At 73.6% G+C, this 8,209-nt stretch carries 8 protein-coding genes and 1 pseudogene; 5 read left to right on the top strand and 4 right to left on the bottom strand.

Annotated features, from left to right (window positions below; genetic code table 11):
• Positions 1–490: 490 nt before the first annotated feature.
• The gene (locus tag DY240_RS30725) at positions 491–1,420 is read right to left on the bottom strand and encodes a hypothetical protein (RefSeq protein ID WP_119663446.1); all 930 of its coding nucleotides are present in this window, start codon (positions 1,418–1,420) and stop codon (positions 491–493) included.
• Positions 1,421–1,812: 392 nt separating this feature from the next.
• Between DY240_RS30725 and DY240_RS30720 the strand changes: the two genes are divergently transcribed.
• From DY240_RS30720 to DY240_RS30710, 3 genes are read left to right on the top strand one after another with little or no spacing between them, the layout of a single operon-like run.
• Positions 1,813–2,997, top strand: coding sequence for a nitric oxide synthase oxygenase (locus DY240_RS30720; RefSeq protein WP_199702786.1), 1,185 nt, complete (start codon positions 1,813–1,815; stop codon positions 2,995–2,997).
• A 5-nt stretch (positions 2,998–3,002) separates the two neighbouring features.
• Complete coding sequence (locus tag DY240_RS30715) at positions 3,003–3,572, top strand: GNAT family N-acetyltransferase (RefSeq protein WP_119663445.1); 570 nt, start codon at positions 3,003–3,005, stop codon at positions 3,570–3,572.
• Positions 3,569–4,204, top strand: coding sequence for a DUF2461 domain-containing protein (locus DY240_RS30710; protein WP_119663444.1), 636 nt, complete (start codon positions 3,569–3,571; stop codon positions 4,202–4,204). Before DY240_RS30715 ends, DY240_RS30710 begins: the two co-directional genes overlap by 4 nt.
• Positions 4,205–4,216: 12 nt before the next feature.
• Here DY240_RS30710 and DY240_RS30705 read toward each other — a convergent pair whose 3' ends face one another.
• The gene (locus DY240_RS30705; protein ID WP_119663443.1) at positions 4,217–4,804 is read right to left on the bottom strand and encodes an ASCH domain-containing protein; all 588 of its coding nucleotides are present in this window, start codon (positions 4,802–4,804) and stop codon (positions 4,217–4,219) included.
• A gap of 27 nt (positions 4,805–4,831) precedes the next feature.
• Between DY240_RS30705 and DY240_RS34270 the strand changes: the two are divergent.
• Both DY240_RS34270 and DY240_RS30695 read left to right on the top strand, forming a co-directional pair.
• Positions 4,832–5,410: pseudogene (locus DY240_RS34270) on the top strand (AzlC family ABC transporter permease); the annotation flags it as partial.
• A 286-nt stretch (positions 5,411–5,696) separates the two neighbouring features.
• Entirely contained in the window at positions 5,697–6,008 is a 312-nt protein-coding gene (locus DY240_RS30695) for an AzlD domain-containing protein (RefSeq protein WP_119663442.1), read from the top strand.
• Here DY240_RS30695 and DY240_RS30690 read toward each other — a convergent pair.
• Both DY240_RS30690 and ggt read right to left on the bottom strand, forming a co-directional pair.
• A complete protein-coding gene (locus DY240_RS30690) occupies positions 5,962–6,366 on the bottom strand; it encodes a hypothetical protein (RefSeq protein ID WP_119663441.1) in 405 nt (134 codons plus the stop codon). The two genes, DY240_RS30695 and DY240_RS30690, sit on opposite strands and share 47 nt — an antisense overlap.
• Entirely contained in the window at positions 6,363–8,201 is a 1,839-nt protein-coding gene (ggt, locus tag DY240_RS30685; protein WP_119663447.1) for a gamma-glutamyltransferase, read from the bottom strand. The genes DY240_RS30690 and ggt overlap by 4 nt, the downstream gene beginning before the upstream one ends.
• Positions 8,202–8,209 lie beyond the last annotated feature (8 nt).

Raw genomic sequence — 8,209 nt, 5'->3', positions numbered from 1 at the left:
CGACGTCGAAGCGGTCAGCCACACCCCCAGTTTCATCCCGGCGGGCGCCAGCCCGGCATGACTGGCTATCAGGGGGACGGGGAAGAGCGGCGACGGCTACCGGGGCGTTGGCCCCGTTACTGTGTGGCGTTGGTGTCGTGGAGCGTCCACCTGGTGAGATTTCACCGTGATCCGGGAGCCATCACGAGGATTACCCCAGCGTCAACACCCCTACAGGCATGGTGATGCTCAGGAAATCCTCGTGATGTAGGCGATCGCCGATGATCATCGCCGTCCACAGCCCGATAAACCGGGCGAAACGGGCACGCCAGCGTGAGGCGTGCCCAGATCCTCCCCGTCCCCCTGATAGCTGCCCGTTCTTGGCCGCGCAACCGCGGGTCAAGCGGATCCTCGTCGGCGCGAAGCGCCCCCTTAGGTCCGCTTGAGGCGCGGTTGCGCGGCAAGAGAATGGGGCAGCAGGGGGACGGGGAGCCGCACAACGCAGGCCGCGTTAGACGCGCGACTGCAGCGCGGCCAGGCGGTCGATGCCGAGGCCGCTGATGAGCAGCCGTTCCTTCCGGTTGCTGAGCAGGTCGCGGGTCCAGCCGGTGAACCCGCCGTCGCCGACCTCGGCCGGCTCGCCGTCGAGGCGGGCCAGCACCTTGAAGCAGAGCCCCTCGTAGTAGCCGCGCCCGCTCTCCCGGTCAGGGTCGAGGGTGGCGCCGTCGACCGCGTCGGTGATCGCGTCGGCGACGGGCTGGAACCGGGGGTCCAGGACGGTGAGGGGCACCTGCACCTCCTCGGCGCCGAGCAGCGGGAGGGCGTGCGTGAGGACGGCCAGCTGCTCGGCCAGCGCGGCCCGCTCGAAGCCCAAACCGCCGACGTCGCGGCCGGCGGTGACCTGGGCGAACAACGAGAAGTGCGCGAACATCGCCGGCCCGCCGACGAGCTGGGCGCGCACGACCCGCTGGATCGCCGCCAGCCGGACGACCGCGTCGGGCGCCGGCGCCGCCTGACGGCGGACCGCCGCCTCGAGCGCCAGCCCGTTGGTCGGGTCGGCCGCGACGTCGGTGCCGCGGCCGGTCGTGACCACCTTGTTCTGGTCGACCGTCGCCAGCACCGAGTGCGTCCCGAGCGGCGCCAGTGGCGCGAGCGTGACCACCTCGGGCGGCTCCGGCTGCGCCGCCAGCGCGTCGAGCAGCACGTCCTCGACCCGGCGCAGCGCCCGGAACGGCACCGGCGCCGGCGCGGTGAACCGGTCGCGCCGGTACCGCTCGAGCACCGCGGCGGGCGACAGCGCGGCGGCGCGGCGGCGGGCCAGCTCGAGCTGCAGCGTGGTGAGGTCCGATCCCGGCAGCCCCACCAGCGCCTCGAGGACGTCCTCGCCGCCGACCCTCCGCACGACCCGGCCCAGCGCCGCCCGCGACCCGTTCTCCGTCATGCCCCATGACTATCCGGGGCCGCCGGCGACGGTCCACCGGTTTTCGCCCGCGACCGGGCTTCGTCACGCAGCGTGACCGTCCTCACGCTCGGTGTGGCGACGGCCGCTGAGACCCTGCTCACGTGATCGCACCGCCCGCCGGGTCGCATTCGTCCCGGTTTGCCCGCTTGACCAGCGGCGTCCTCGCGCGGTGCCGATCGTGCCCGTTCTGGCCGGGTTGGGATAGTCGGGGCGGATTTCGGAGAACGCCGGACGGCGCCGTCCGCCCTCTGAGATCATTCGTGACGGTGCGTCATTTTCACGGCACGATGATCATGTTCGGGGCGATTCGCCGGAAATGTCCGCATCTGGATCCGGTACCCGCCACCTGCGACAGCGGAGGAGCTGACCCTGTGACGACCGATGGGACGCACCACCATCCGGGCCTTCCAGCCGTTCCGATCCACTCCGTCGACCTCAGTGAAGCCGAAGCGTTCTTCCGGCAGCACGCCGCCGAGAACCCGGACGCTCCCGATCCCGAGAAGCGGTTCAGCGAGGCGCTGGTCGAGTTCGGCCGGCGCGGCATGTTCAGCCACACCACCGAGGAGCTCCAGTTCGGCGCCCAGGTGGCCTGGCGCAACGCCAACCGCTGCATCGGCCGGCTGTACTGGCGCAGCCTCGTCGTCCGCGACCGGCGAACCGTCCGCAGCGCCGAGGGCGTCGCCGCCGAGTGCGTCGAGCACCTGCGGGTCGCCACCAACGACGGACGCATCCGGCCGGTGCTGACGCTGTTCGCCCCCGACCAGCCCGGCCGGCCGGCGCCGCGGCTGCACAACAGCCAGCTGATCCGGTACGCGGGCTACCAGGGCATGGACACCGTCATCGGCGACCCCGCCCAGGCCGAGTTCACCCGCTGGGTCGAGAGCCTCGGCTGGTCGGGCAAGGGCACCGACTTCGACGTACTGCCGCTGGCCATCGAGACCCCCGAGGACGGCGTCCGGCTGTTCGACATCCCCGGCGACGCCGTCCTCGAGGTACCTCTGTCGCACCCGGAGTTCCCCTGGTTCGCCGAGCTGGACCTCAAGTGGCACGCCGTCCCGGCCATCTCGTCGATGCCGCTGCGCATCGGCGGCATCACCTACCCGACGGCGCCGTTCAACGGCTGGTACATGGGGACGGAGATCGGCTCGCGCAACCTCGTCGACGCCGACCGGTACGACCGCATGACGCAGGTGGGCCGGCTGCTCGGCCTCGACGTCGACGACGACCGCACCCTGTGGAAGGACCGCGTGCTGGTCGAGATCAACCGGGCGGTGCTGCACTCGTTCGACGCCGCCGGGGTGAAGATCGCCGACCACCACCACGAGTCGGAGATGTTCATGCGGTTCGTCGCGAAGGAGGAGCGGGCCGGCCGCACCCCGCACGCGGAGTGGTCGTGGGTCGTGCCGCCGCTGTCGAGCACGACGTCGCCGGTCTACCACCGCTACTACGACGACTCGACGGTGCTGCCCGGCTTCCTGCCCAGCCTCGGGTGGATGCCGCCAGGGGACGAGGACGTCCCCGCCGAGTGCCCCCACCACGCACGCGCCGTATCGTAGGACGGGTGTCCGAGCAGCCCGTCGCCGATCGCTCCGTCCGTCTCGCCTGGGCCGCCGACACCGACGCCATCGGTGCCGTGCAGGCCCGGGCCTGGACGGCGTCTTACGCTCCCCTGTTGCCGGCGGCCCTGCTCGCCGACGTCGACGCCACGTCGTTCGCGGCCGCCTGGCGCGAGGCCGTCACCCGTCCCCCGTCGGCGCGGCATCGCGTGCTCGTCGCGCTCGACGCCGGCCGGGTGGTCGGGTTCGCCGCCACCGCGCCGTCGGACGACCCCGACGCCCAGCCCGGCGACGGCGAGGTCGTCGCGTTCCACGTCGACCCCGCGTCCCTCGGCGAGGGGCACGGCTCGCGGTTGCTGGCCGCCGTCGCCGACACCCTGCGCGCCGACGGCTTCACCCGCGCCCGCATGTGGCTGGTCGTGGGCGACGACGCCATGCGCGGGTTCCTCGAACCGGCCGGCTGGGCCCCCGACACCGCGCACCGCACCCTCGACCTCACCGGCGACGGCTCGGCGACGTTGCGCCAGGTGCGGCTGCACACGTCGCTGAGTGCGGACGAGGAGGCGTCGTCGTGACGTTCGCCGGCATCCCGGTCGAGGCGCTGGACTTCTACGAGGACCTCGAGAACGACAACACCAAGTCCTTCTGGACCGCCAACAAGCACGTCTACGAGAAGTCCGTCCGCGACCCGATGCGGGCGCTGGCCGAGCAGCTCTCCCCCGAGTTCGGCACCATCCGGTTCTTCCGGCCCTACCGCGACGTCCGGTTCGCCGCCGACAAGAGCCCGTACAAGACCCACCAGGGCGTCGTCGTCGGCGGCCACTACGTGCACGTCGGCGCGCCCGGCCTGTTCATCGCCGTCGGCTACTACCAGATGGCGCCCGACCAGATCGCCCGCTACCGCGTCGCCGTCGACGACTCCCGGCGCGGCGAGGCGCTGGCCGAGATCGTCGAGTCGCTGCGCGAAGCCGGGTACGTCGTGGGCGGCGACGCCCTGAAGACCCGGCCGCGCGGCTACGACGCCGACCACCCGCGCATCGAGCTGCTGCGGCAGAAGGCGCTGGTCGGCTGGAGCGAGCCCGGCGCGCCCGACTGGCTGCACACCCCGGCGGCGGCCACCCACATCGCCGCGGCCTGGCGTGAGCTGGCGCCGTTGAAGCAGTGGCTCGACGACCACGTCGGGCCGTCGGACCAGCCGCGGCGCTGACGCCGCCGGACCTCAGTCGTCCGCCGTCGCGTCGAGGTAGGCACGGCCGCGCGGCGAGATGCGGTAGCCGATCGGGAAGCTCTGCGTCAGCCCGAGGTTCTTGAGCTTGCGCACGTCGAGCTTGAACGGTGCCCGCTCGCGGCCGGCCATGTCGGCGAGGTCGCCGGCCCGGCGCTCGGGGTGCTGCTCGATCAGCCGGAGCGTCTCGCGGGTCCACGCGCCGTAGGAGGAGGCGCGGTCAAGGCGGTCGAGCCGCTTGGTGATGGCTGCGATCTCGTCCGCAGCGAGGTCGGCGCCCGCGGCCAGCTCAGCGCGCGGGTCCGGGTCCGTGGCGGGGCGGAACTCGATGCGGTACGTGGGGTTGGCGGGGTCGCCGGGAAGGTCGGCCAGCAGGCTGGCGGCGTCGGGGTGCCCGGCGGCGCGGGCGTCGTCGTCGGTGATGTCGGCGGGGTCGACGACGCTGACCGCGGTGACCTCGATGCGGCCGGCCGGTGTGCGGTACGGGCGGCCGGGCAGCACCTGCTGACGGGCCCAGCGGCGGAACGCCAGCGTCACCGTGCCGTCGGCGATGCCCGCCCAGAAGCGCTTCTGGAACAGCATCAACACTCCTCACGTCTCGGGCCGCGCATGCGAGACTCGCTCGCTCCGGTCACCTCACGCTCTCGGCCGACGACTCTGGGAGCCTCCGGCGCCCACTCGACGCCGGTATGCGCGGCCCTCCACAGGCCGCTCAGCGTAGCGGGTATCGCCATGCGGGATCGGGCCGCCGGCTGTCGGTCCGGTTCAGTACTGTCTGGCCGCATGGGTCAGGATTCGCGGTCCGCGATCCGGCGCGACGGCGTCGGCATGGCCGCCTACGCCGGGGCGTTCGGCGCCTCGTTCGGTGCCGTCTCGGTCGCGTCCGGGCTCAGCGTGTGGCAGACCATGGTGCTGAGCCTGGTGATGTTCAGCGGCGCGTCGCAGTTCGCGCTGGTCGGCGTCATCGGCAGCGGCGGCGCCGGGCTGACCGCCGTGCCGACGGCGCTGCTGCTGGGCGTGCGCAACGCGTTCTACGGGGTACCGCTCACCCGCATCCTCGGCCGGCGCGCCCTGTCCGGGCCGCGCCGGCTGGCCACCGCGCACCTGGTCATCGACGAGACCACCGCCATGGCGGTGGGCCGGGACGAGCGGTCCGCGCAGCGCTACGCGTTCTGGGTCACCGGCGTGCTGCTGTTCGTGCTGTGGAACGGCGGGACGCTGGTGGGCGCGCTGGCCGGGTCGGCGATCGGCGACCCCGCCACGCTCGGGCTGGACGCCATGGTGCCGGCGGCGTTCCTCGCGTTGCTGTGGCCGCGGCTGCGGACCGCGGAAGGACGGTGGGTGGCCGCCGGCGGTGCGCTGGTGGCGACGGCCCTGATCCCGCTGGTGCCGGCCGGTGTCCCCGTGCTGGCGGCCGCGCCGATCGCCGTCGTCGCCGGTCTGCTGCCGCGGCGGAGTCGCGGGGGGGGGCGCGATGACCGGCGTCTGGATCGCCGTGATCGTCGCCTCGGTCGGCTGCTACCTGCTCAAGCTCGCCGGGGTGTCGCTGCCGGCGTCGGTCCTCGAACGCGACGACGTGCAGCGGGTGGCCACGATGCTGCCGGTCGCGATGCTGGCCGGACTGGTCGCCGTCGAGGTGTTCGACGCCGGCGGCTCGCTCGGGCTCGACCTGCGGCTGCTGGCCGGGGTGGCCGCGGGCGTGGTCGCCCTGCTGCTGCGGCAGTCGTTCCTCGTGGTGATCATCGTCGCCGCCGCGACCACCGCCGTGCTGCGCGCGCTGACGTAGGCGCCGCTCCTCCCCCGGGCCGCAGTCTCATCGGCTTGGCGTAGGCGACGAGCACCGCACCCGCGCCGGGATCCGACGCCTCGGCGGCACGCAGCGCGGCCAGGTCGTCGTCGGTCAGCTCGGCCGGCTCCAGCAGGCGGCACAGGTGCAACCTCGCGCCGTCCGCCGGCGGGTCCGCCCGCCCCGCGCGATAGCTGACGACATGGTGGCCGAGCCGCTCCTCCAGCTCGCGCCGGGCCGCAGCGAGCTCCGGCCCGGGCACGAGCAGGCTCGTGAGGTCCAGCCGCTCGGCGAGCGGCGCGGGCAGTTCGGCCAGCACCGGCAGCGCACGGCGCAGCCGGTCGAGCGTGCTGGTCACCGGGGCCAGCGTTGCGGGAACACCACGCCCGCGCTGCCGCCGCCGCGGCGGACCGGCTCGGCGACCGCCTGCAGCCGGTGCCGTCCGAGGAACTCGATGCCGGTGGCGGCGCCGATCTCAGCGGTCTCGGCGAGCGAGTGACCGTACTCGTCGCGCAGGATCGCGCCGAGCGGACCGTCGGCGATGGCGGGCTCGGTGGACGTGTTGACGCCGTTGGGCTGGAACAGGCGGGGCGCGGCGACCGCCTCCGGCAGATCCATGCCGAGGTCGATGCGGTTGACCAGCGTCTGCAGCACCGTCCCGATGATCGTGGCGCCGCCGGGGCTGCCCACGGCCAGCAGCGGGTCGCCGCCGCCGTCGAGGACGATCGTCGGCGCCATCGAGGAGCGCGGCCGCTTGTTCGAGCCGGGCAGGTTCGGGTCGGGGGCGGTGCCCTGCGTCGGGGCGAAGTTGAAGTCCGTGAGCTCGTTGTTGAGCAGGAACCCGCGGCCCGGGACGGTGATGCCACTGCCGCCGGTCTGCTCGATGGTCAGCGTGTACGCGACGACGTTGCCCCAGCGGTCGGCCGTGGTCAGGTGCGTGGTGGAGCCCTCGTCGGCGACGGCGGCGGGGTCGGCCGCGGTCGCGCAGCCGTCGCCGTAGTCGCCGTCCGGCACACCGGGCGCGACGGGCTTCGGCGCGGCGGCGTCGGGGTCGAGCAGGCAGAAGCGCTCGTCGGCGAAGTCCTGCGACAGCAGCTCCTCCAGCGGCACGTCGACGACGTCGGGGTCGCCGACGTAGCGGTTGCGGTCGGCGAACGCGAGCGCCGTCGCCTCCAGGTAGTGGTGCAGCGCCTGGGCCTCGTCCATCGCGCCGAGGTCGGCGTTCTCGAGGATGTTCAGCGCCTCGCCGACGGTCGACCCGCCCGACGACGGCGGCGCCATGCCGTACACCTGCAGGCCGCGGTACTCGACGCGGGTCGGGTCGCGCTCGATGACCTCGTAGCCGGCCAGGTCCTCGGTCGTCAGGTCGCCGGGCCGGACGTTGCGCGTGGCGCCGTCACGCACCGGCGGGTCCTGCACGGTGGCCGCGATCTCGTCGGCGATCGGTCCCTCGTAGAAGACGTCGATGCCGTGCCGGGCGATCTGCCGGTAGGTGTCGGCGAGGTCCGGGTTCGGCAGCACGCTGCCGACGGCGGGCGGCGCACCACCGGGCAGGTACAACTCGGCCGTGGCCGGGAAGTCGGCGAAGATCGCGGCGTTGGCCTCGACCTGCGACCGGAACGTCTGGTCGACGACGAACCCGTCCTCGGCGAGCTCGATGGCCGGGCGCAGGTTGCGGGCGAGGTCGAAGCGGCCCCAGCGGTCCAGCGCCTCGTCCCAGGTCGCCAGCGTGCCCGGGGTGCCGACGGACAGGCCGCTGACCCGGGCCTCGGCGAACGGCAGCGGTGCGCCGTTCTCGTCGAGGAACAGCCGCTCGGTCGCGCTCTGCGGGGCGCTCTCGCGGCCGTCGAGCGTGCTGACCGCGCCGGACTTGGCGTCGTAGTACACGAAGAAGCCGCCGCCGCCGATGCCGGACGAGAACGGCTCGCTGACGCCCAGCGCCGCGGCCGCCGCCACGGCCGCGTCGACCGCCGTCCCGCCTCGGCGCAGCACCCGCAGACCGGCGGCCGTTGCGTCGGGGTCGACGGTCGCGACCGCGCCGCCGTAGCCGGTGGCGGTGGGCTGCTTGGGAGGTGGGCTGGTCTGCTGCCGGTCCGCGGTCGCCTGGGCGGGCGCGAAGAGCCCTACGCCCGCAAGGGCGATCGTCCCGACGATGGCCACTGTCGCTGTCCGCCTGCTCCGCTGCGCACGCATCATCCGTC

Source organism: Jiangella rhizosphaerae, assembly GCF_003579925.1.
GTDB classification, from domain to species: Bacteria; Actinomycetota; Actinomycetes; order Jiangellales; family Jiangellaceae; genus Jiangella; species Jiangella rhizosphaerae.
This window is presented reverse-complemented; position numbering and strand designations above follow the sequence as displayed.